This is a genomic window from Sphingomonas sp. (genome assembly GCF_013812825.1).
GTDB lineage: Bacteria > Pseudomonadota > Alphaproteobacteria > Sphingomonadales > Sphingomonadaceae > Sphingomicrobium.
Genome location: NZ_JACCSU010000040.1, coordinates 1 through 23040 on the forward strand (window position 1 = coordinate 1; position 23040 = coordinate 23040).

The 23040-nt window shown below is 65.3% G+C and carries 23 protein-coding genes; 17 read left to right on the forward strand and 6 right to left on the reverse strand.

Features of this window, described 5'->3' with window-relative positions:
• The 3 genes from H0T81_RS05130 to H0T81_RS05140 form a co-directional block, all read right to left on the reverse strand.
• A partial coding sequence (locus H0T81_RS05130) for an exodeoxyribonuclease VII small subunit (protein ID WP_294010527.1) occupies positions 1 to 202 on the reverse strand: 202 nt, incomplete at its 3' end.
• 32 nt (positions 203 to 234) lie between these two features.
• Positions 235 to 918, reverse strand: coding sequence for a DUF1013 domain-containing protein (locus H0T81_RS05135; RefSeq protein ID WP_294010528.1), 684 nt, complete (start codon positions 916 to 918; stop codon positions 235 to 237).
• Positions 919 to 1030: 112 nt separating this feature from the next.
• Positions 1031 to 2041, reverse strand: coding sequence for an NAD(P)H-quinone oxidoreductase (locus tag H0T81_RS05140; RefSeq protein ID WP_294010530.1), 1011 nt, complete (start codon positions 2039 to 2041; stop codon positions 1031 to 1033).
• A 76-nt stretch (positions 2042 to 2117) separates the two neighbouring features.
• On the opposite strand from H0T81_RS05140, the gene H0T81_RS05145 reads away from it, so the two are divergent.
• The 6 genes from H0T81_RS05145 to H0T81_RS05170 all read left to right on the forward strand — a co-directional run bounded on the left by H0T81_RS05145 (position 2118) and on the right by H0T81_RS05170 (position 8690).
• Positions 2118 to 2315 carry a DUF1192 domain-containing protein gene (locus H0T81_RS05145; protein ID WP_294010531.1) on the forward strand — a complete coding sequence of 66 codons (198 nt, stop codon included), beginning with the start codon at positions 2118 to 2120 and terminating at the stop codon, positions 2313 to 2315.
• Positions 2316 to 2416: 101 nt separating this feature from the next.
• Positions 2417 to 4753, forward strand: coding sequence for an ATP-dependent Clp protease ATP-binding subunit ClpA (clpA, locus tag H0T81_RS05150; RefSeq protein ID WP_294010533.1), 2337 nt, complete (start codon positions 2417 to 2419; stop codon positions 4751 to 4753).
• A 70-nt stretch (positions 4754 to 4823) separates the two neighbouring features.
• Complete coding sequence (locus H0T81_RS05155; protein ID WP_294010534.1) at positions 4824 to 6557, forward strand: M28 family metallopeptidase; 1734 nt, start codon at positions 4824 to 4826, stop codon at positions 6555 to 6557.
• Positions 6554 to 7057, forward strand: coding sequence for a CinA family protein (locus H0T81_RS05160; protein ID WP_294010536.1), 504 nt, complete (start codon positions 6554 to 6556; stop codon positions 7055 to 7057). The genes H0T81_RS05155 and H0T81_RS05160 overlap by 4 nt, the downstream gene beginning before the upstream one ends.
• 111 nt (positions 7058 to 7168) lie before the next feature.
• Positions 7169 to 7810, forward strand: a complete 642-nt coding sequence (locus H0T81_RS05165) for a glutathione S-transferase family protein (protein WP_294010537.1) — start codon at positions 7169 to 7171, stop codon at positions 7808 to 7810.
• Entirely contained in the window at positions 7803 to 8690 is an 888-nt protein-coding gene (locus H0T81_RS05170; RefSeq protein WP_294010539.1) for a dienelactone hydrolase family protein, read from the forward strand. The genes H0T81_RS05165 and H0T81_RS05170 overlap by 8 nt, the downstream gene beginning before the upstream one ends.
• A 57-nt stretch (positions 8691 to 8747) precedes the next feature.
• On the opposite strand, the gene H0T81_RS05175 is transcribed toward H0T81_RS05170, so the two are convergent.
• Positions 8748 to 9491 (reverse strand): Bax inhibitor-1/YccA family protein, encoded by a 744-nt coding sequence (locus tag H0T81_RS05175; protein WP_294010541.1) that lies wholly within the window; start codon positions 9489 to 9491, stop codon positions 8748 to 8750.
• Positions 9492 to 9734: 243 nt separating this feature from the next.
• On the opposite strand from H0T81_RS05175, the gene H0T81_RS05180 reads away from it, so the two are divergent.
• The 4 genes from H0T81_RS05180 (at position 9735) to H0T81_RS05195 (ending at position 13667) form a co-directional block, all read left to right on the forward strand.
• On the forward strand, positions 9735 to 10568 hold the full coding sequence (locus H0T81_RS05180; RefSeq protein WP_294010543.1) for a TIGR02587 family membrane protein: 834 nt from the start codon (positions 9735 to 9737) through the stop codon (positions 10566 to 10568).
• Positions 10569 to 10575: 7 nt separating this feature from the next.
• Positions 10576 to 10989, forward strand: a complete 414-nt coding sequence (locus tag H0T81_RS05185) for a TIGR02588 family protein (protein ID WP_294010544.1) — start codon at positions 10576 to 10578, stop codon at positions 10987 to 10989.
• Positions 10990 to 11087: 98 nt separating this feature from the next.
• Positions 11088 to 11654, forward strand: a complete 567-nt coding sequence (thpR, locus tag H0T81_RS05190; protein WP_294010546.1) for an RNA 2',3'-cyclic phosphodiesterase — start codon at positions 11088 to 11090, stop codon at positions 11652 to 11654.
• A gap of 45 nt (positions 11655 to 11699) precedes the next feature.
• Positions 11700 to 13667, forward strand: coding sequence for a TIR domain-containing protein (locus tag H0T81_RS05195; protein ID WP_294010548.1), 1968 nt, complete (start codon positions 11700 to 11702; stop codon positions 13665 to 13667).
• Between the two features lie 10 nt (positions 13668 to 13677).
• Here the strand turns inward: H0T81_RS05195 and H0T81_RS05200 are convergent, their stop codons facing one another.
• A complete protein-coding gene (locus H0T81_RS05200) occupies positions 13678 to 15399 on the reverse strand; it encodes a D-aminoacylase (protein ID WP_294010550.1) in 1722 nt (573 codons plus the stop codon).
• A 175-nt stretch (positions 15400 to 15574) separates the two neighbouring features.
• On the opposite strand from H0T81_RS05200, the gene uvrA reads away from it, so the two are divergent.
• The 7 genes from uvrA (at position 15575) to H0T81_RS05235 (ending at position 22351) form a co-directional block, all read left to right on the forward strand.
• Positions 15575 to 18556, forward strand: a complete 2982-nt coding sequence (gene uvrA / locus H0T81_RS05205) for an excinuclease ABC subunit UvrA (protein ID WP_294010552.1) — start codon at positions 15575 to 15577, stop codon at positions 18554 to 18556.
• A gap of 13 nt (positions 18557 to 18569) precedes the next feature.
• Positions 18570 to 18872, forward strand: coding sequence for a hypothetical protein (locus tag H0T81_RS05210; protein WP_294010553.1), 303 nt, complete (start codon positions 18570 to 18572; stop codon positions 18870 to 18872).
• Between the two features lie 126 nt (positions 18873 to 18998).
• The gene (locus H0T81_RS05215) at positions 18999 to 19700 is read left to right on the forward strand and encodes a hypothetical protein (protein ID WP_294010555.1); all 702 of its coding nucleotides are present in this window, start codon (positions 18999 to 19001) and stop codon (positions 19698 to 19700) included.
• The gene (locus H0T81_RS05220; protein ID WP_294010557.1) at positions 19685 to 20080 is read left to right on the forward strand and encodes a hypothetical protein; all 396 of its coding nucleotides are present in this window, start codon (positions 19685 to 19687) and stop codon (positions 20078 to 20080) included. The genes H0T81_RS05215 and H0T81_RS05220 overlap by 16 nt, the downstream gene beginning before the upstream one ends.
• Positions 20081 to 20083: 3 nt before the next feature.
• Complete coding sequence (locus H0T81_RS05225; RefSeq protein ID WP_294010558.1) at positions 20084 to 21184, forward strand: CBS domain-containing protein; 1101 nt, start codon at positions 20084 to 20086, stop codon at positions 21182 to 21184.
• 202 nt (positions 21185 to 21386) lie between these two features.
• Entirely contained in the window at positions 21387 to 21653 is a 267-nt protein-coding gene (locus H0T81_RS05230) for a hypothetical protein (RefSeq protein ID WP_294010560.1), read from the forward strand.
• Between the two features lie 305 nt (positions 21654 to 21958).
• On the forward strand, positions 21959 to 22351 hold the full coding sequence (locus tag H0T81_RS05235) for a GFA family protein (RefSeq protein ID WP_294010562.1): 393 nt from the start codon (positions 21959 to 21961) through the stop codon (positions 22349 to 22351).
• Between the two features lie 312 nt (positions 22352 to 22663).
• Here H0T81_RS05235 and H0T81_RS05240 read toward each other — a convergent pair whose 3' ends face one another.
• Positions 22664 to 22990 (reverse strand): hypothetical protein, encoded by a 327-nt coding sequence (locus H0T81_RS05240; RefSeq protein ID WP_294010564.1) that lies wholly within the window; start codon positions 22988 to 22990, stop codon positions 22664 to 22666.
• Between the last annotated feature and the right edge of the window lie 50 nt (positions 22991 to 23040).

The following is a 23040-nucleotide window of genomic DNA, read 5'->3' on the forward strand; positions in this document are numbered from 1 at the left end:
CCGGGCCGAGCGCGATCTTTTCGATCCGCGCCTGCGCCGCTTTCAGCCGCGCCTCGCAATGGCGCTTCAATTTGTCGCCGCGCTGGTAAAGCTCGATCGACTCATCGAGCGGCGCCTGCCCCTGCTCTAGGCCGCGGACGATGCCTTCGAGCTCGGCCAGCGCCGCTTCGAAGCTCATGGTCTCGATGTCGCCCTGTTCCATTGGTCAGACCTTGGCCTCTCGGCGGTCTGGAATCAACGCTTGAACGGGTCCTTGATGCCGGGGAGGATCTCGTCCGACGTATCGGGCTCCCCCGCTTCGGCCGCGGCCAGCGCCGCTTCGGCGTCGCGCGCATGCTGGTCGCGCTCGGCGCGCAGCTCGTCGATCAGCGCCAGCCGGTCGCTGTCGAGCGTCGTGTCGACATAGGCCGGGGTGCCCGCCGCCTTGGCCGCCTTGGCGATCGCCGCATCGAGCTCGCGCTGGCTGGTCAGGCCGAGCGTCACCGGGTCCTTGGGCTGGATGTTGGCCATGTTCCAGTGGGTGCGCTCGCGGATCGCGGCGATGGTGGTGCGCGTCGTGCCGATCAGTTTGCCGATCTGGCCGTCGCTGACCTCCGGGTGGTTGCGGATGATCCACGCGATCCCGTCGGGCTTGTCCTGGCGCTTGCTGACCGGCGTGTAGCGCGGACCGCGGGTGCGGCGGACCGGGTCCGGCGCCTTGTGCATGGTCAGCCGACAGTCGGGGTCGGCCTGGCCCTTCTCGATCTCCTCGTGGGTCAGCTCCCCGGCGCGGACCGGGTCGCGCCCGGTCAGCTTGGTTGCCGCGGTATCGTCGGCGATCGCCTGCACCTCGAGGATGTGGAGGCCGCAGAAGTCGGCGATCTGCTCGAAAGTGAGCGAACTATTCTCGACCAGCCAGGAGGCGGTCGCATGCGGCATGAGGGGCTGCGCCACGGATTTTGAACTCCATTACAAACGAATAGGGCCGCCCCTCGCGGAGCGGCCATCGAACCGGCGGTTTAGTCCTGCGAAGCGCGCAGGGCAAGGATTCTCAAGCGCGCGCGCTCCCCGCTGCTTGCTCCTGAACCTTCACCGCCAGCACGATCTTGCCGACATGCTCGCCGGCCTCCATCCGAGCGTGCGCCTCGGCCGCCTTGTCGAGCGGAAAGACGCGGTCGATCACCGGCTTCAGGCGACCCCCTTCGGCATAGGCCCAGACCGTGTTGGCGATCTCGTCGGCGACCATGGTCTTGAACTCGACCGACCGCGGCCGAAGCGTCGACCCCGTCAAGGTCAACCGCCGGGCCATGATCTCGGGGATCACCAGCTCGGCCTTGGCCCCGCGCTGGAAGGCGATCGACACGTGCCGCCCGTCGTTGGCGAGCGCGGCGAGGTTGCGCGGCAGATAGTCGCCGCCCACCATGTCGAGCACGACCGCCACCCCGCGCCCGCCAGTCAGGCGCTTGGCCTCGGCGACGAAGTCCTGGGTCTTGTAATTGATCGCCGCCGCCGCGCCGATCTCCAGCGCCGCAGCGCATTTTTCATCCGATCCGCAGGTGACGATGACCTCGAGGCCGAACAGGCGCCCGAGCGCAATCGCCATGGTGCCGATGCCGCTGGTGCCGCCGTGGACCAGCACCCAGTCGCCATCGGCGGCAAAGCCGCGCTCGAACAAATTGACCCATACCGTGAACAAGGTCTCGGGCATCGCCGCCGCCTCGACCAGGCTCATCACTTCCGGCACCGGCAGGCAGGTTCCGGCCGGCGCCACGCAATATTCGGCGTAGCCGCCGCCGGCGACCAGCGCGCACACCGCCATGCCGGCTAGATTCTCGGCCCCTTCACCGGCTTCGACCACCGTTCCGGCGACCTCGAGGCCGAGGATGTCCGGGGCTCCAGGCGGCGGCGGATACAGGCCGCGCCGCTGGAGGATGTCGGGGCGGTTGACCCCCGCCGCCGCGACCTCGATCAGCACTTCGCCCGGGCCCGCCCGAGGCACCGGGCGCTCGGTGATCTGGAGATCTTCGGCACCGTCCGGCTGCGGCGCCACGACGGCCCTCATTCGGGAAGGGATTGCGCTGTTCACCTGGCGCGAGCTTATTGACACGCGCCCCGAGCGGGTCAACGATTTGCGCGCCATGGACCTCGACGAGCTGTTCCCCGACAAACCCGCCGATCCGCTGGCCGGCCTCATCCGCCAGGACCTCGATCCGCTGTCGATCGAGGAGCTCAACGAGCGAATCGCGATCCTCCAGGCCGAGATCGCCCGGGTCGAAGCGCATATCGAGCGCGTCAACCGCGACCGCTCGGCCGCCGAAGAGCTGTTCAAGCGATAATCCACCGAAAAGGGGGCGTTCACACTTGATTGAAGCGCCTCCCCGTATGACATTGGGGAGGAGCCCGACGGTCCTGGTTCGGGCGAGGAGTTTTCGTCCCAATGCCCAGTTTCGCCCGCGAGCTCGAACAGACCCTCCACAACGCGCTGGGGGAAGCCAGCCGGCGTCGCCACGAATATGCGACCCTCGAGCATCTCCTGATCGCCCTGGTCGACGACGAGCATGCGTCCAAGGTGATGGCCGCGTGCGGGGTCAGCCGCGACGAGCTGCGCGCCAGCGTCAAGCAATATCTCGACAATGAATTGGGGGCCCTAGTCGCCGACAGCGGCACCGACCCGACCCCGACCAGCGGCTTCCAGCGCGTCGTCCAGCGGGCGATCCTCCACGTCCAGTCATCCGGCCGCGACGAGGTCACCGGCGCCAACGTGCTGGTCGCTTTGTTCTCCGAACGCGAAAGCTACGCGGTCTTTTTCCTCCAGCAGCAGGACATGAGCCGCCTCGATGCGGTGACCTACATCAGCCACGGAGTCGGCAAGGGCGACACTCCCGCCGAAACTCGAGAGGTCACCGGCTCCGAGGAAAAGAGCGACAAGTCCGAGGGCAAGAAGGAGAGCGCCCTCAAGCAGTTTACCGTCGACCTCAACGAGAAGGCGCGCCAGGGCAAGGTCGATCCGCTGATCGGCCGGATGCCCGAGGTCGACCGGACGGTGCAGATCCTGTGCCGACGCTCGAAGAACAACCCGCTGTACGTCGGCGACCCGGGGGTCGGCAAAACCGCGATTGCCGAGGGGTTGGCGCGCAAGATCATCGAGGGCGACGTGCCCGACGTGTTGAAGCCCGCCGTCATCTACGCACTCGACATGGGCGCACTGCTGGCCGGCACCCGCTACCGCGGCGATTTCGAGGAACGGCTGAAATCGGTCGTCGGCGAGCTCGAGAAACTCGAGCATGCGATCCTGTTCATCGACGAGATCCACACCGTGATCGGCGCCGGAGCGACCAGCGGCGGGGCGATGGACGCCTCCAACCTCCTCAAGCCCGCGCTGTCGTCGGGCACGATCCGCTGCATCGGCTCGACGACCTACAAAGAGTTCCGCAACCATTTCGAGAAGGACCGGGCGCTGCTTCGCCGGTTCCAGAAGATCGACGTCAACGAGCCGACCATCGAGGACACGATCAAGATCATCGCCGGGCTGCGCCCGTCGTTCGAGGGCCACCACGGAGTCCGCTACACGCCCGACGCGATCAAGAGCGCGGTCGAGCTGTCGGCCCGCTACATCCACGACCGCAAGCTGCCCGACAAGGCGATCGACGTGATCGACGAGGTCGGGGCGATGCAGATGCTGGTGCCGCCGTCGCGCCGCAAGAAGGTGATCACTCCCAAGGAGATCGAGGCGGTGGTCGCGACCATCGCTCGAATCCCCCCCAAGTCGGTGTCGACCGACGACAAGCGCGTCCTGGAGACCCTCGACGCGGACCTGAAGCGGGTCGTGTTCGGCCAGGACATGGCGATCGAGAAACTGGCGTCGGCGATCAAGCTGTCGCGCGCCGGGCTTCGTGATCCCGACAAGCCGATCGGCAATTATCTGTTCTCCGGCCCGACCGGAGTCGGCAAGACCGAGGTCGCGCGCCAGCTCGCCTCGATCATGGGCATCCCGCTGCAGCGCTTCGACATGTCGGAATATATGGAGCGGCACTCGGTCAGCCGGCTGATCGGAGCGCCCCCCGGCTACGTCGGCTACGACCAGGGCGGGCTACTGACCGACGCGATCGACCAGCACCCGCACAGCGTCCTCCTGCTCGACGAGATCGAGAAGGCCCACCAGGATTTGTTCAACATCCTGTTGCAGATCATGGACCACGGCAAATTGACCGACCACCACGGCAAGACGGTCGATTTCCGCAACTCGATCCTGATCATGACCACGAACGCCGGCGCGGCGGACATGGCGCGCGAAGGCATCGGCTTCGGGGCGATGAGCCGCGAGGACGCCCAGGAGGATGCGGTCAAGAAGATGTTCACGCCCGAGTTCCGCAACCGCCTCGATGCGATCGTGCCCTTCTCCTATTTGCCGCCGGCGGTGGTCGCCCGGGTGGTCGACAAGTTCATCCTCCAGCTCGAGCTGCAACTGGCCGATCGCGGAGTCCATATCGACCTCGACGACGACGCTCGCGCCTGGCTGACCGAGCGCGGCTACGACAAGCTCTACGGCGCCCGCCCGATGGGCCGCCTGGTCCAGGAAAAGATCAAGCAGCCGCTGGCCGAGGAGCTGCTGTTCGGCAAGCTGGTCAACGGCGGCGAGGTCAAGGTGCGGATCAAGGACAATGCGCCGGCGTTCGAGATCACCCCATCGCCGCCCAAGGTCGGCAAGTCCAAGGGCAAAGGCGGCAAGGCCGGCGTCAAGGCCAAGGCCAAGGACGGCAACGCCGAAGCCTGATCCATGAAACCTATTGCCGCTCGGCTCGTCTTCCTCCGCGAAGCCGTCACGAGCAGGGAGTAGGTTTCCAATGACTCGCATCTTCTGGCTGGCCGCAAGCGCGATGGCGCTCGTCGCGGTTCCGCCCCTTGCCGCCCAGGCCCCCGCCCAGTCCGCGCCGACGTTCGACCCGGCGCGCCTTCAGCGCCATGTCCGAACGCTCGGCTCCGACGCCTACGAAGGCCGCGCTCCGGCGACCCGGGCCGAGCGGATGACCGTCGATTATCTGATCCGAGAGTTCCGCGCCGCGGGGCTTCGGCCGGGCGGCGAATTGGTCGCCGGCAAGCGCCAGTGGACGCAGCGGGTGCCGCTCCTCAAGTCCGATATCGTCGGCACTCCGCAGCTCCAGTTCCGCACTCCAGCGGGGACGGTCCCGCTGACCCAGGGCGAGCAGATCGCGGTCCGCTCGCCACTGAACGGCCAGCAGCAGGTGGCGGTGAACGCCGCGCCGATCATCTTCGCGGGCTACGGAGCCACCGCGCCCGAGCGGCAGTGGGACGACTTCAAGAACACCGACGTGCGTGGCAAGGTCATCCTGGTCCTCGTCAACGACCCCGATTTCGAAGGCGGCGAGGGCAATTTCGACGGCAGGTCGATGACCTATTACGGCCGCTGGACCTACAAATATGAGGAAGCCGCCAAGCGCGGCGCGGCCGGCGTGCTGGTGATCCATGAGACCGAGCCGGCGTCCTACGGCTGGGCGACGGTCAAGAACAGCAACACCAACACCATGTTCGACATCGTCCGGGCGAACCCGGCCGCCGACCATGCGCCCATCGAGGGCTGGATCCAGCGCGACACGGCGGTCGCTTTGTTCCGTTCGGCGGGCCTCGATTTCGAAGCCGCCAAGCAAGCCGCCAAGCGCCGCGACTTCCAGCCGGTCGACCTCCGATCCTTCCTGACCGCCCAGGTCAACGCGAAGGCCGAGACGATCACGTCCTACAACGTCGCCGCCTTGCTCCCGGGCCGGACCCGCCCCGACGAGACGGTGATCTACACCGCGCACCACGACCATCTGGGGATCGGCGAGCCCGACTCCAACGGCGACCGGATCTTCAACGGAGCGCTCGACAACGCCACCGGCATCGCCCATTTGATCGAGCAGGCGCGGGCTTTCGCGCGCCGCCCGCGGACCCAGCGCTCGGTCCTGTTCCTCGCCGTCGGAGCGGAGGAAAAGGGGCTTCTGGGCACCGAATATTACGTCGCCAACCCGCTTTACCCGCTCGGCAAGACGGTCGCCGTCCTCAACACCGACTCGATGGCCGTATGGGGGCCGGCGCGCGACTTCGGGATCGCCGGCACCGCCAAGCTCGACCTGATCGACGCGCTCGTCGCCGAAGCTGGCCGCAGCGGCCGGACGATGGCCGGCGACCCGCGCCCCGAGGCGGGAAGCTTCTTCCGCTCCGACCATTTCCCGTTCGCCAAGGCGGGGGTCCCGGCGATCTCCTGGCGATCGGGAACGGACCTGGTCAACGGCGGCCGCGAGCGCGGCATGGCGATGCTCACCGACTATACCGCCAAGCGCTATCACCAGCAGGACGACGAATATCTGCCGAGCTGGGATTTCACCGGCATCGCCCGGGACGGGCAACTGCTCCACGCCGTCGGCTACCGGCTCGCCAATTCGAACGACTGGCCGAACTGGAGCGAGGACAGCCAGTTCCGCTCCACCCGCGACCGGACCGCCGGCGAACGCGCGCCAACGCCGACTGCGCCGCCGCAGCCGGTACCGCCGGTCCCGCCGCGAGACGGAGAGCGCGGTTGAGCGCAACGCTCGAGCCGGCGCTTCCCGACCAGCTCGACCGCCAGGCGGAGCGGCTGATGCGCCGGTTGTGCGACCAGGAGCTGACCATCGCCACGGCCGAGAGCTGCACCGGCGGAATGCTCGCCGCGCTCCTGACCGACATCGAGGGCGCCGGCCACGGCTTCGAGCGCGGCTTCGTCGCCTACACCAAGCAGTCGAAACGCGACCTGCTCGGCATCGACGCCGAGCTGCTCGACCAGAACGAAGCGGTGTCCGAACCCGTCGCCCAGGCGATGGCCGAAGGAGCGCTCGACCGCTCGAAGGCCGACATCGCCATCGCAGTCACCGGTTTCGCCGGCCCGGCCGGCGACGGCTGCGAGGAGGGCCTGGTCCATTTCGCGCTCGCCCGGAGGGGCGGGCCCACCAAACATCGAGTCGAGCATTTCGGTCCGGCGGGCCGCGGCCCGGTGCGGGTCCAGTCGCTTCGGACCATGCTGGAGATGCTCGAGGAAGCGCTCTAGTCCGCCGCTCGGGCGCGGCGGCGTTCCCCTGCCTGCCGGCCTTTCGCTTCGCTGGCCGTTGGCGATCGCTCCGGCTAATCTTCAGGCTTGCTGCGCGCTAGGAGACCAGGGATGTCCGAAATCACCTTCTACACCCACCCGATGTCCCGCGGTCAGACGGTCCGCTGGCTGCTCGAGGAGGTCGGCGAGCCTTACGAGACCGAGATCCTCGAATATGGATCGACGATGAAGGCCGAGCCCTATCTGTCGATCAACCCGATGGGCAAGGTCCCGGCGATCCGGCACTCGGGCAAAGTGGTGACCGAGGTTGCCGCGATCTGCTGCTATCTGGCCGACGCCTTTCCGCAAGCCGGGCTGGCGCCGCCGCCGTCGCAGCGCGCCGACTATTACCGCTGGATCTTCTTCACCTCGGGCCCGGTCGAAGCCGCGTTCAGCAATCGGGCGCTCGGGTGGGATCCGCCCGCCGACAAGCAGGCGACGATCGGCTACGGCAATTACGACCTCGCCATCAACACGCTCGAAAAGGCGCTCACCGGCCGCGAGTACATCGCGAGCAACCGCTTCACCGCCGCCGACCTGTTTGTCGGCGCCTATGTGAACTTCATGCTGCAATTCAAGCTGATCGAGCCGCGGCCGGCGTTCACCGATTATGCGGCGCGGATGACCGACCGGGATGCGTTCCGACGCGCGCACGAGATCGACGGCAGGCTGATCGCCGAAATCCAGGCGAAACAGGAAAAAGCCGATGCTTGACGACGACATCCGCAGCCAGGCGATCGCCCTCTACGACCGCTTCACCCACGAAGGCATGGACCGCCGGCTGTTCATGCGCCGGATGGTCGCCCTGGCCGGCAGCGTGGCGGCCGCCGAGGCGCTGATCGGAGCGATCTCGGCAAGCCCCGCCGCCGCTGCGATCATCCCCGAGAACGACCGCCGGATCCGCACCTCGACCGGTTCGCTGCTTGGAACGGGCAAATTCCCGCGCCATTCGGTCTATATCGCCGAGCAGGCCAAGGCGCCGCCGCGGCGCCCGACGGTGATGGTGATCCACGAGAACCGCGGCCTCAATGCCCATATCAAGGACGTCACCCGGCGGCTCGCGGTCGCCGGCTTCTACGCGGTCGCTCCCGATTTCCTGTCGCCGTCGGGCGGCACGCCCGCGGACGAGGACTCGGCGCGAGAGGCGATCGGCAAGCTCGATCTCGCGGCTTCGACCGCGGCGGCCGTCGAGATGATCGGCGAGCTCAAGGCGCGCGTCGACGGCGGGCCGCAGGTCGGAGCGGTCGGGTTTTGCTGGGGCGGCGGCTTCGTCAACCGCCTGGCCGTCGCCGCCGGCGACCGGCTCGACGCCGGGGTCGTCTATTACGGGCCGGCGCCGGACCGGTCGGAAGCATCAAAGGTGCAGGCGCCGCTGATGATCCACCACGCCGGGCTCGACGCCCGCATCGCGCAGACGCTGTGGCCATGGATCACCGCGCTTCGGGCGGCCGGCAAGCCCGTCACCTACTTCAACTACCAAGGCGCCAACCACGCGTTCAACAACGACACTTCGGCCGAGCGCTACGACAAGGCCGCCGCCGGCCTCGCCTGGAAGCGCACGCTGCGCTTCTTCCGCAAGCATCTGAGCGCATGAAAAAAGGGCCGCCCGTTGCCGGACGGCCCTCCTGGTGATGGCTAGATTGTGCCGCCTCTATTCGCGGCTGCCCATGAAGTTGAGCAGGAACATGAACATATTGATGAAGTCGAGGTAGAGGTTGAGCGCCCCCATGATCACGACCTTGCCCATCATGTCTGTCCCGGCGACATAGGCGTACATGCTCTTGATCTTTTGCGTGTCGTAGGCGGTCAGGCCGGCGAAGATGAGAACGCCAATGGCGCTGATCGCCATCTGCATTCCAGCCGACTTGAGGAAGAAGAAGTTGATGGCCATCGCGACGATCAGGCCGACCACGCCCATGATCAGGAACGTGCCCCAGCCGCTGAGATCCTTCTTGGTCGTGTAGCCCCACAGCGACAGGCCGAGGAAGCCGGCCGAGACCGCGAAGAACGTCTGGGCGATCGACACGCCGGTGTAGACCAGGAAGATGGTCGACATCGACAGGCCCATCAGGGTGGCGAACGACCAGAACAGCATCTGCAGCGTCGCGGTCGACATCCGGTTCTGGCCGAAGCTCATGGCGATGACGATCGCCAGTGGCGACAGGATGATCAGCCAGGGCAGCACGCCGCCCCCCTGGAACACTTGCGCGGCCATGCCGCTGCTCGCGAACAGCATCGCGACGATGCCGGTCAGGAGCACGCCCGAGGCCATGTAGTTGTAGACCGAAAGCATGTAGGACCGAAGGCCCGCGTCGCGGGCGGCGCGCGGGACGCCGACCGAGACGGCGGGATTTACGCCGGTCGTTCGCGTGCGCGGGTCGAACTGGTTCTGCATCTCATCTCCTCTGTAAGGGCGAATGGCCCTTCACGCCTCCAATATATCGTGGATGGCCGAAGGGGATTCAAGGAAATACGGACATCGGCGCTCAAAGCTGAATGCCCGCTTTCCACCCATTGCGGACATTAGGCGAGCGTCCCGCGTTCATTTCGGCCGTCCTGGTGACCCCACCCGGCCGCCATTTGGAACTGCGTGGGTGGAATCCTCGTTGGGCGAACGCAACGATTTCCGATGGCCCGCATGCAACTGGTCAACTTCGAACCTGATGCCAATCGGGCCTATGCAAAGGGGCTCGGCCGGGCACTGGCCGGCGCCGTCATCTTCAGCCTGCCGCTGCTGATGACCATGGAGATGTGGTGGCTTGGCTTCTACCTGGACAGGCTCCGGCTGCTGCAATTCCTGCTGGTGAACCTGGTGGTTCTGGTGGGACTTTCCCATGTCTCCGGGTTCGAGGCGACGGTGAGCTGGATGGACGACCTGCTCGACGCGCTTTCCGCCTATGCCCTCGGCGTCGTTGCGTCGGCGACGGCGCTGTGGCTGTTCGGGGTCATCGAGCCAGGCATGCCCCATGGCGAGATCATCGGAAAGGTTGCGGTTCAGTCGGTGCCGGCAAGCTTCGGCGCAATGCTTGCCGGCAAGCAGCTCGGCGAAGGCAGGAAGACCGCCGAGCAGCAAGCGCGAAGCGGCTATGTTGCGCAGCTCTTCCTGATGATGGCGGGAGCGCTGTTCCTTGGCTTCAACCTCGCGCCAACTGACGAGATGGTCCTGATTTCGTTCCGCATGACCGCTTGGCACAGCCTGGCGCTCGTGCTCGTCTCGATCGTGCTGCTTCACGCGCTCGTCTACACCGTCGGCTTCAAGGGTGAGAAGAAGCCGCCGGGCGCGACGGGCTTTCTGGGCACCTTCTTTCGTTTCAGCATCGTCGGCTACGGCATCGCGCTGCTCGTCAGCCTCTACGTTCTGTGGACATTCGGGCGCACCGACGGAGTGAGCGCGCCGCAGATTGCCTCGATGGTGGCAGTGCTGGCGTTCCCGGGCGCGATCGGCGCCGCCATTGCCCGGCTGGTGGTCTGACAGGGCGATGGTTGAACTCAAGGAAAAGAGAGAGAAGGAGCGCAACGGGCCCTCGCTGCTCGAATGGATGGCAGCGGCCATCGGCGCCCTGCTCGTGATCGGCATTTTGACGTTCATCGCCATGGATGCAATTGCCTCGAAGGAGAGCGGGCCGCCGATCCTCGAGGTCACTCCGGTCGCGATCGCCAGCAGTGGAAGGTCGCATGTGGTGGAGCTCGAAGTGACCAACCGGTCCGGTCACGCTGCCGCTGCCGTGGAAATCCAGGGGGAACTCAGGCAAGGCGGCCAGACGGTCGAGACCAGCAACGCGACCTTGAACTACCTTCCTGGCCATTCACAGCGGAGGGCTGGCCTGATCTTCAGTCGTGACCCGCGGCGCCACGCGCTTGACCTGCGGGCGACGGGGTACGAGGTGCCCTAGCGTCTCGGCATCGATCGAAGGGCCCGTCCAGCAGCTTCCGTGTCGGTTCCGACGTGTCCGCTTTCCACCCGTGCCGGACATTGCGCTAGAAGCCCGCGATGCACCGCCTGTTCGTCGCCATCCGTCCGCCCGAGGCCATTCGCGACCTGCTGATCGACGCGATGGGCGATTCGCCCGAGCTGCGCTGGGTCCAGGACGACAACCTCCATTTGACGCTGCGCTTCATCGGCGAGGTCGAGCGGCCGCTGGCCGACGACATCGCGCTTTCGCTGTCCCGCATTCGCTCGGAGGCCTTCGAGCTGCGGCTCACCGGCGTCGGCATGTTCGAGCAGCGAAGCGGCGGCGCGCTGTGGGCGGGAGTCCAGCCTCGGGAGCCCGTTGCCGCGCTCGCCGCCAAGGTCGAGCGCGCGTGTGTCGGCGCCGGCCTCGAGCCCGAGCGCCGGGCGTTCCACCCGCACGTCACCCTCGCCCGATGGAACCGGCGCGAGGCCGCGGCCGCGCAGGCCTTCCTCGAGCGCAACCGCGCGCTTGCCTCGGAGAGCTTCGCGGTCGACCGGTTCATCCTTTACGAAAGCCGCCTGTCGCGCCACGGCCCGCACTACGAGGAGGTCGCCGACTATCCGCTGCTTGAGCGGCGGCTTCCCAATCGGCGCAAGCGGCTATAAACATTGCGGTTCCGGCGGGGGACAGGCGTGAACGAACCAGGCCACGTGACAACCGAACAGCGCCGCGCAGCCGGGCCGGTGTTCGTCAGCTACGCGACCAGCGACCGCAAGCAGGCGCTCGCGCTGTGCAAGGCGCTCGAGCGCCGCGGCACCAAATGCTGGATATCGTGCCGCGACGTCGAGCCGGGCGAGAATTATCAGGAGGCGATCGTCCGGGCGATCCGCGGCGCTCCGGCGATGGTGCTGGTGTTTTCCGATGCCGCCAACAACAGCGACGAGATCAAGAAGGAGCTGTCGCTGGTCAGCCGCCACCGGATCCCAGTGATGGCGGTGCGGATCGAGGACGTCGAGCCGAGCGACGCCTTCGCCTACGAGCTGTCGACCCGCCAATGGATCGACGCGTTCGAAGGCTGGGACAAGTCGATCGATTCGCTCAATCGCCGGCTCGAGCAGATTTCGTGCGGCAGCCAGGGCCCCGCCGGCGGCGATTCGGTTCCGCCCCGCCCGGCCAGAACAGCCGCACACCGCAAGGCGCCCATGGTCGTCGCCGCGGTCCTGGCGCTGGTCGTCGCCGCCGGGCTCGCCGCCTGGCTGCTGCTTCGGCCCGCTGACGCCGCGGCGCACAGCATGCAGGTTCGCTTGACCGGCTTCGAGCGCCTGTCGCCGGAATTGCCCGAAACGATCGGGCAGGCGCTCAGCGAGGAATTCCTCGCCGCTTTCAGCGACGAGGGAGTGATCAGCGTGTCGACCGCCACGCAGGCGCCAGGAGGAACCGACCCCGCTTACGCACTCGGCGGAACGATCCGCCGCGATGGCGACAGGATTCGCGTCATCGCGCGCCTCACCAACGAACGCTCTGGAACGACGCTGTGGTCGCACAACTTCACTTACGCCGCCGACCAGCTCTCGCGCGTCCCGCGCCGGGTCGCAGTCGCCGCCGGTAACCTCGTCCGCTGCGGCCTGTTCGGCGCAACCACCTATCCCAGGGCTTTGCCCGATCCGATTCTGATCAACTATTTTCAATATTGCCACAATGTCGGCGAGGTCGAGTTCGAGCCGACCAAGGCGCTCGATTTCGCTGACAAGACCGTTGCGGCTGCGCCGGACTTCTCGTGGGGCTGGTCGGCGGTCGCCAAGGCGGCGATGAACACAACGCAAATCAAGCAGTCCCCGGCGCAAATGGCGGCGGTCAGGGCGCAGGGGCGCCAGGCGTCCGACAAGGCGATCGGCCTCGATCCGACCAACAGCGAAGCGCTTGCCTTCAAAAGCTATCTGATCGACGCTCGCGACCTGGTAGGTCGCGAGGCGTTGCTCCGCCAGTCGCTCGATGCCCGGCCGCTGCCGTGCGGCTGCGAACATCATTTCTACGGCAATCTGCTCGAGGAAGTGGGCCGGACGGCCGAGGCGATCATCGAGTTTCGGCGGTCGACCGATGTCCTCGCACTAAAATCCGGTTCGCAGCTTTCGCTCGGCGAAGCGCTATTAATCGTCGGCCGGCCCGATGAGGCAAAAAAACATCTCGACGCTGCGGCCGACCTTGCTGGCAGGCCGAACTATGCCGACGAGAAGGTCGTGGCGACGGCACCGATCACCGGCCAATATGCTGCTGCTGCTGCGATACTGAAAAAGCAAAGCGACGTGCCGGCACCACTAGGGTCGGCGCTGGTCGCCGCTTTCCACGCCCTCGTGGCGAATGACCAGGTTGCCAAGGCCGCAGCCGCGGCGCGGCTCGTCTCCCTTCCCGAAGAGTTCCAGGGGCGTCTCCCCGTCACGCTTCTCGGTGCGCTAGGCGCCAACCGCGAGGCCCTTGCGGGGATCGAGGCGGCCGAGCGGGCCGGAAGGAGCGGGGTGCGAAAATGGCTGTTCTACCCGAGCATGGCCGGCGCCCGCGCGGAGCCCGAATTTGCCGCCGTCGCCGAACGGCTCGGGCTAATTCATTATTGGCGAAAGACCGGCAAGCGCCCGGACTTCTGCTCGGCCGCAAACGCGCCGCCCCTTTGCAGGACGATCTGAAACTCCGCAGCTAGCTGCACCTCCTCCACCCCGGCCCGCGGACGAAGCGGCCCGGGGTTGCTCCGGTGTGCTCGCCGTCCCGCAGCACCGCCACTCCGTTGACGAACACGTGGCGCATGCCGACCGCATATTGTTGCGGTTTGGCAAAGGTTGCCTTGTCGGCAATCTTGTCCGGATCGAACACGGCGATGTCGGCGAAATGGCCGGGCTTCAGCCGGCCGCGGTCGCGGATCCCGAGATTATCGGACGGCATCGCCGCCAGCCGCCGCACCGCCTCGGCCAGCGGCACGCGCTTTTCGTCGCGGACATATTTGCCCAGCAGCCGGGCGAAATTGCCGTAGGCGCGCGGGTGGGTGCTCGACTTCAGGAACACGCCTTCGGGCGCCTGGGCGCCGGCGTCGGAGCCGAAGCTCATCCACGGCAGAGTCACCTCGCGCGCGACATTGGCCTCGCTCATTCCGAAATAGACCACCTGGACCCGCGTCTCGTCCTCGACGATCAGCTGCGCCGCGGTCTCTTCGGGGGATTTGCCGCGCGCCTTGGCGACCTCGGCCAGGGTCTTTCCGGTCAGCGGCTTCAACTTCTCGTTCTTGAAGCCGACCAGAAGCACCTTGTCGGGCTCGTCCACCACCAGCTTGGTGTTCTCCGACGCGTCCGGCCGGCGCATCTCAGCGAACGCCCTGGAGCGCAGCTTGCGGTCCTTCAAGCGCTCGACCCAGGCTTCGACCCCGCCGTCCTGGATCCACAGCGGGAAGGCGGCGTCGAACCCGGTCGAGCTCGCCGGATAGGTATACATGTCGGCGGTCACCTTGAGGCCGCGCGCCCGGGCCGCCTCGACCCGGCCGATCGCCGCTTCGATCTTGTGCCAGTTCTGGCGGCCCGACTGCTTGAAATGGTAGATTTCCGCCGGCGCTCCCGATTTGGCCGAGATCTCGATCAGCTCGTCGATCGATTCGAGCAGCTTGGGCCCCTCGTCGCGGATGTGGCTGATGTACATGCCGCCGCAGCGCCCCGCTTCGGCCGCGAGCGCGATCAGCTCGGGCGTCTCGGCGAAATTGGCCGGAGCGTAGATCAGCGACGAGCCGACCCCCATCGCCCCCTCGTTCATCGCGCTTCGCACCAGCGCCCGCATTCGGGCCAGTTGCGCCGGGGTCGGGTCGACGTCCTTTTCGCCGAGCTCGTGGACCCGAACCGTCGTCGCCCCGACGAAGCTGGCGATGTTGGGCGACACGCCCTTGCGCTCCATGGTCTCGAGATAATCGCCAAGGCTGGTCCAGGTGATGTCGTATTTGATGTCCCCCTGGCGCTTGAGCCTGTTGGCTTTCATTTCGGCGTTCCACGGGCCCATCGATTCGCCCTCGCCCATGACCTCGAGCGTCACGCCCTGGCGAACGTCGCTCTGGCCGCGGCCGTCGGCGATCAGGGTCACGGTCGCCCAGCTCAGCATGTTGATGAAGCCCGGAGCGACGGCGAGTCCGCGCGCGTCGACCTCGGTCCGGCCGCGCGCCTTGGCGGCCGGCCCGCCGACTGAGACGATGCGGTCGCTGTTGACCACCACGTCGCCGATGAAGGGCGTGCTTCCCGATCCGTCGTAAACCGTGCCGCCCCGAATGATGACATCGTAAACCGGCAGCGGCGGCGGCGGCGCGACGTCGGCCAGCTGCGGCTGCGCCGAACAGGCGGCGGCGAGCAGGGCGGAAAGGGCCATCAGCCCGAAGCGGATTTTTCTCATGGCGCGCAGGCTACTCGCCCCGGCGGCCGAGGCAAGCGCATTGCGTTTGCGCTTCCCGCACCCATCTTGGATGCTTCGCGTTGACCATCCGCCGATGCTCGCGTAATTCACTGGAACATAGCTGGAACAAACGCTCGACCATGCTCACTCACATCGCTCAGCATAGGCCTGCCGTATGCTGACCCACATAAGCGTCCGCGGCGCTCGCGAACATAATCTCAAGGGCATCTCGGTCGACATCCCGCGCGAGAGCCTGACGGTGATCACCGGCCTGTCGGGCTCGGGCAAGTCCAGCCTCGCCTTCGATACCATCTACGCCGAGGGGCAGCGGCGCTACGTCGAGAGCCTGAGCGCGTATGCGCGCCAGTTCCTCGAGATGATGCAGAAGCCCGACGTCGAGCATATCGACGGCCTGTCGCCGGCGATCTCGATCGAGCAGAAGACCACCAGCCGCAACCCGCGCTCCACGGTCGCAACGGTCACCGAGATCTACGATTACATGCGGCTGCTGTGGGCGCGGGTCGGGATCCCCTACTCGCCCGCGACCGGCCTGCCGATCGAGGCGCAGCAGGTCAGCCAGATGGTCGACCGGGTAATGAGCCTCCCCGATGGCTCGCGCCATTATCTGCTCGCTCCGGTGGTCCGCGGCCGCAAGGGCGAGTACCGCAAGGAGCTCGCCGAGTGGCAGAAGGCCGGCTTCACCCGGGTGCGCATCGACGGCGAGTTCCACGACATCGAGGACGCGCCGGCGCTCGACAAGAAATACGTCCACGACATCGAGGTGGTGGTCGACAGGATCGTCGTCCGCCCGGGCATCGAGCCGCGCCTCGCCGACAGCTTCGAGACCGCGCTCAAGCTCGCCGAAGGGCTCGCCTATCTCGACCCCGCCGACCCGCCCGCCGATGCCGACAGCAATGCACAATCGGGCATGAAGCTCGACTTCGGGGTATCCGGCCGGATCATCTTTTCCGAAAAATTCGCCTGCCCGCTGTCGGGCTTCACCATCGCCGAGATCGAGCCGCGGCTGTTCTCGTTCAACGCTCCGCAGGGCGCCTGCCCAGCGTGCGACGGCCTCGGCGAGAAGCTGGTGTTCGACGAGGATCTGGTCGTCCCCAACCACAGCCTGTCGATCGCCAAGGGCGCGGTCGTGCCGTGGGCCAAGTCGCAGCCGCCCTCGCCCTATTACATGCAGGTGCTGAGCTCGCTCGCCCGAGCCTATGATTTCGACCTCGCGACTCCGTGGGGCGAGCTGGAGCAGCAGGCCCGCGACGTCGTCCTTCACGGCACCAGGGGCCGCCCCGTCACCCTGCGCTTCGTCGACGGGCGCAAGAGCTACGAGGTCAAGAAGCCGTTCGAGGGCGTGCTCGGCAACCTCAACCGGCGGATGCTCCAGACCGAGAGCGCGTGGATGCGCGAGGAGCTGTCGCGCTACCAGTCGAGCCAGCCGTGCGAGACGTGCAACGGTGCCCGCCTCAAGCCCGAGCCCTTGAGCGTCAAGATCGCCGGCGAGGACATTTCGACCGCCACCCGCCGCTCGGTCGCCGAGGCGTTGAAATGGTTCGGCGGCCTCGAGGCCAGGCTCAACCCGCAGCAGCAGGAGATCGCCCGCGCCATCCTCAAGGAGATCAACGAGCGCCTCGGCTTCCTCCACAATGTCGGGCTCGATTACCTGCACCTCGACCGCACGTCGGGCACGCTGTCGGGCGGCGAGAGCCAGCGCATCCGCCTCGCCAGCCAGATCGGCTCGGGCCTGTCGGGAGTGCTGTACGTGCTCGACGAGCCGTCGATCGGCCTCCACCAGAAGGACAACGACCGGCTGCTCGGAACCCTCAAGCGGCTGCGCGGCCTGGGCAACACGGTGCTGGTCGTCGAGCATGACGAGGAGGCGATCCGGAGCGCCGACCATGTGATCGACATGGGCCCCGGCGCCGGAGTCCACGGCGGCGAAGTGGTCTGCGCGGGAACGCTCGACGACCTGCTCGACTGCAGGGAGTCGCTGACCGCCGATTATCTGACCGGCCGCAAGGCGATCCCGCTGCGCGACAAGCGCCGCAAGGGCTCGGGCAGGAAGGTCGTCGTCCACGGCGCCACCGCCAACAACCTCGCGCACGTCACCGCCGCCTTCCCGCTCGGCACGTTCACCTGCGTCACCGGCGTCTCGGGCTCGGGCAAGTCCAGCCTCACCGTCGACACGCTCTACGCGGCCGCCGCGCGCACCCTCAACGGCGCCCGGATCCTCGCCGGCCGCCACGATCGAGTCACCGGCCTCGAATGGCTCGACAAGGTGATCGACATCGACCAGTCGCCGATCGGCCGCACGCCGCGGAGCAACCCGGCGACCTACACCGGCGCGTTCACCCAGATCCGCGACTGGTTCGCCGGCCTGCCCGAGAGCGCCGCGCGCGGCTACAAGCCCGGCCGCTTTTCGTTCAACGTCAAGGGCGGCCGCTGCGAGGCGTGCAAGGGCGACGGCCTGCTCAAGATCGAGATGCACTTCCTCCCCGACGTCTACGTGACCTGCGACGTCTGCCACGGCCGCCGCTACAACCGCGAGACTCTGGAAGTAAAATTCAAAGGCAAGTCGATCGCCGACGTGCTCGACATGACCGTCGAGGACGCCGCCGAGTTCTTCAAGGCGGTCCCCGGCATCCGCGACAAGATGCGCATGCTCTTGGAGGTCGGCCTCGGCTACATCAAGGTCGGCCAGCAGGCGACGACGCTGAGCGGCGGCGAGGCGCAGCGCGTCAAGCTCGCCAAGGAGCTGTCGCGGCGGGCCACCGGCCAGACCCTCTACATCTTGGACGAGCCGACCACGGGCCTGCACTTCGAGGACGTGCGCAAGCTGCTGGAAGTGCTCCACCGCCTGGTCGAGCAAGGCAACACCGTCGTCGTCATCGAGCACAACCTCGACGTCATCAAGACCGCGGACTGGGTGCTCGACCTGGGTCCCGGCGGCGGGGTGAACGGCGGCCGCATCATTGCTGAAGGCCCACCCGAAACAATCGCGCAGGAGCCCACGTCAGCGACCGGGCAATATCTCAAGCCGCTCCTCGAACGCTCGTCCGTCAAGCCCGTCATCTCGGACGCGCCATCGAAGCCGCGCAAACGGAGCCGGAAAGCAGATGCTGACCAGCCAGATTTGATCGCCGCGAAATGACGGGCCTTCAGCAATGATGCGGAACGTCGGCGAAGCTTCGACCGACTGTCATGCCGGGGGCATGACACCGAGGGCGAAGCAGGAAGCGGTGGCGGCGGAGCCGAGGAGCTTCACCGGTCAGTACCTGAAACCGCTGCTCGAGCGCTCCACCCGTGCGGAGCCCAGTTCCCCGGCGAAGGCCGGGGCCCAGCCCAACAAGGACTCTACCGAATCCGTTCGTCCCGAGCAAAGCCTGTCCCGAGCAAAATCGAGGGGTCGAGGGGCGCGCAAAACCTCCTCATCCGAGGACCAGCCCGACCTCATCCCGGCCAAGTAGGGTGGACGACGGAGTTTGCTTTGTGAACAAATTTGCCGTTAGTGTTGTCCCGCTCGGTTGCGACTACCTAGGGTGGATTATGCAAGTCGTGCTCGCCCGTCAGTCATTTGAGCGCTGCCGGTCCCGATGAACGCACCTTCCAACCCACAGGAATTCTGGCGCTCGCGACTCAAGCTTCCAGTATACCACGTTGCCGATGCGGCCCGTTATGCGCATGTAAGCGGCGGTACAGTTCGCAATTGGCACAAACCAAGTAACAAGCCGACTCCTCTTGGTAGGAAGGACCCAGGCGAAGCGCTTTCGTACCTTCAGCTGATCGAGCTCGCCGTAGTGGCTTCAGCAAGAAAAACAGGCGTAAGTTTGTCGGCCATTCGGCGTGCACGGGAATACTGCAGCAAGGAGCTGAAATCGCAGTTCCCCTTCGCCGAGTATCGCTTCAAGACAGACGGCAAGGAGCTGTGGCTCGATTTCGTTGAAATTGTTGGCAGGTCGGGCCGTGGGAAAGTACTCAGCACAAGCCAACACGGCCAACTCGGCTGGACCGAAATCATCGGCCGTTTACGCGAATTCGATTACGATCGGACATTTGGCGTAGCCGCTCGATGGCACGTGGCAGGCCGACGCTCGCCGATCATAATCGATCCACGGATAAGCTTCGGAGCACCGTCAGTCGAAGGTATACCCACTCGGCTCTTGAGAATGAGATGGGAGGCCGGTGAGCCTCCGCATCTCCTCGCTAACGATTATGATATTCCCGAGCCTCACGTCCTTCAGGCTCTCAAGTTTGAAGGCGTTGACGACGCTCCTGGGGCGTGGCGGAAGAGCTGACGTTATTTTTTGATAGATGCGTGGGGAAGCAGCTTCCCCTCGCATTGCTTCAACTAAACTGCCCCTTTGAAGTGAAATATCACCAAGGCGAAGGCTTCAAACACAACACGCAAGACGATGTGTGGCTCCATACAGTGGGCCCCAAAAAATGGGTCGTGCTCAGCTTCGACGCCAAATGGCAGGACGAGACAGCTGCCACCGAAGCGATAGCGCAGCACAAAATTGGCTGTTTTTATCTGTACGGCGCGTCATCGATTGGTTTTTTTCAATTGACCAGCTTTGCTCTTAGCTACCGCAAGATTCGAGAGCTCACCAGAATCGAAAGGCGACCGTTTATTTACAAGATCGACGGACGGAACAGGTTCAGGAAGGTGTTGTAAGGAATGGCCGAAACGAACGAAGGCATGGCAGTCACTCCCTCGAGTAGGCTCGAAGGGATTGCTAGAAAGTTGCGCAGTGGAGAGGACTCACCGACGATCACAGTCCGGGACTTCCTTTGGTGGTTTGGCGCACAACGTCGCGGATATTGGATTGTTCGACAGATAAAGTCCCGGCTTCAAGAGTTCGGTCTTCGTACAATCCCGAATTTCGAATACGCCTGGATCGATGGTTCAATCATTTTCGAGTTGCTCCTGGAGACAGACACGGAAGCAGAGGGGACCGCTGAGCCTGTTGAGGTAGAGATCTCACCAACCGAAGGCACAGCAAGTGAAGGTTCGGGGGCCATCTGGGTATCGAGAGAGGCAACATACCGGATCAGTCGTTTGGCAGCGGCGAACAAGACGGTCGTATCCGCAAATCCTCAGGAGCCGCTTAGATCAATTATCACGAGGATGATGGCTGGCGGTTTCTCCCAGCTCCCCGTGATGCAGAATGACAGAGAGGTTCGTGGCATTGTTTCGTGGCAGACAATAGGTTCGAGGCTGGCCTTGGGAGTGGGAGGGACTTGCGCTTCAGACCTTAGCGAACCGCACCACGAGATCCGGTCCGACCGATCGATTTTCGATGCAATTCCCACCATTCTCGCTAGCGATTATGTGTTGGTTCGAGATGACACGAATAAGATAAGTGGCATCATCACGGCTGCTGATCTGAGCCTTCAATTCAGAGAGTTGACCGAGCCGTTCCTTCTCCTGAGCGAAATTGAGAACCTGCTCAGAAATCTCATCGGAGATAGATTTTCGGCCGAGGAACTGGCCGAAGCGTGCGACTCAAGTGACGTCGGCAGAGGACCTGTGGCAACGATCGCTGACTTGAGCTTTGGTGAGTACATCCGTCTTCTGCAAAAGCCCGAACGGTGGGAAAAACTAACGATTGAAGTCGATCGCGTCATGTTCTGTGAGAAACTCGATCAGGTTCGGATCATACGAAACGATGTTATGCATTTTGATCCTGACGGTGTCGGTGAAAGTGAACTGACTCAGCTGCGCGAGTTTACCCGATTCTTGCAGCTCTTGATGACGGTGCTCGGAAGAAAACTGTAAATATCAATTGCAATCCGAACTACGTTCTCCACCACCCGCCGCAGCTCAGCCGGCGTACGGTGCCCGCCGACAATCTCCTCATACCCAACTCCGCCCGCAGCGCTTCCCTCTTCTTTCCAGCTGCCACTCCTGCATCGCGAGCGAGTTTACTCCGTGTTAAAAGCCGAGTCGTGCCGAATCGCCTCCCCTGAGGAGATTCAGAATGTTGAACGAGAAAGTCCGGAAAGATCGGCAGTCACCTGCCGACCTTTGCATCACGTTCGAAGTGAACGGTGAGCAATACACGATCTGCATCGGCGCGGCCGAATTAACCGAGGGTGATAGCCGCGATGAGCTGAAACGAGCTCTCGGTGACTATATTTCTTGCTCCTTGTGTTGCGCGCGCAAGAGAGGCTTTGCTGCCTGCATGCTCCGCTGCGTGGAAGGAGATGGAAGGTGCTGCGACAACGGAGCGAACAACTGCGAATAGCCGAACGAACGATCATGGGTAACGGCTGAGAAGGGGCCGGCAGATTTCGATCTCGTCGGCCCTACTCCCAACTCGAGGGGCTCTTGCTGCCGATCAGCACCACATGGGCCATCTTTCCAGCTGACGGCATGATCTTCTGAATCCGGTGACAGTGCATTAATTACCTGCTCCCCCCACACTTCTCCACCACCCGCCGCAGCTCCGCCGGCGTATGGTGCCCGCCGACGATCTCCTCATGGCCGATGCGGCCGTGGCGCGACCCTGCTAGGCGTTAGCTTCTCTCCAGCTTCAGAAGGAGCCGCAGCATGTCCCAATTCACCGGCTCTTGCATGTGCGGCGACGTGCGGATCGTCGCGTCGGGGCGGCCGTACCGGGTCGGCCTGTGCCACTGCCTCGACTGCCGCAAGCATCACGGGGCGCTGTTTTTCGCCGCCGCGATGTTCCCCGCCGACGCGGTGGCCGTCGAAGGCGAGACAAGCGACTATGCCGGGCGGCATTTCTGCCCGCGCTGCGGCTCGTCGCTGTTCGGGCGCAGCGGCGACGAGGTCGAAGTGCACCTCGGCGCGCTCGATGCCCCCGACCAGCTGATTCCGACCTACGAGCTGTGGACCGTCCGCCGCGAGTCCTGGCTGCCGCCGTTCCCGCTCACACGCAGCTACCAGCGCAACCGCGAGTCCACCGGCCGCTCCGAGGAGTAGCCAGTCGACAGACGAGATCGCATTTGAGCCAGGCCTGTCCTATTTGCCCGAACCATGGTCCAAGCTCGTTGATGACGCTTGGATCAAGCATTCCACGGCTGCAGCTCGCACGGACGCCACGACCTCACGCACGCCGTCCGACGGCGCAGAACGGTCCGCCGCCGGGGACTCACGCGCGTGCAGTGCGACTTTCGGGACTTTCCGGTCTCCAGCTGTCTCGAGCGAAGTACCACTTCGCTCGACTCCACAAAAAAGGGCCGCCCCGAAGGACGGCCCGTCTTGCACTTGATACAGTGCCGTTAGTCAGCGCGCTTAGCGGCTGGTCGGCTCGCTGCGGCCCTTGTCGGACTCGCGGCTCTTGTCGGACTCACGGCCCTGATCGAGCTCGCTGCGGCTGCGGCCGGGCTCGCCCGTCTGGCTGCTGCCCTGGCTGGACTGGCCCATGCCCTGGCCCTTCTCGCCGCCGCCGATCGCGCTCTTCTCGCGGCCTTCCTTGTCGATGCGGCCCTGCTCGCGGCGATCCTCGTCGCTTTTGCCCTGCTCGGGAGTGCGGCCGCCGGCGACGCTGGCCTTGGCCTGCTCGCCCTGCATCGTCTCGTTGCTCTGGTTCTGGTTCTTGTTCATGTTGGGGTCGGCCATTGAAATGGCTCCTTTCATACGGTGATTGGGGTGCGGCCCTGCGACGCAAG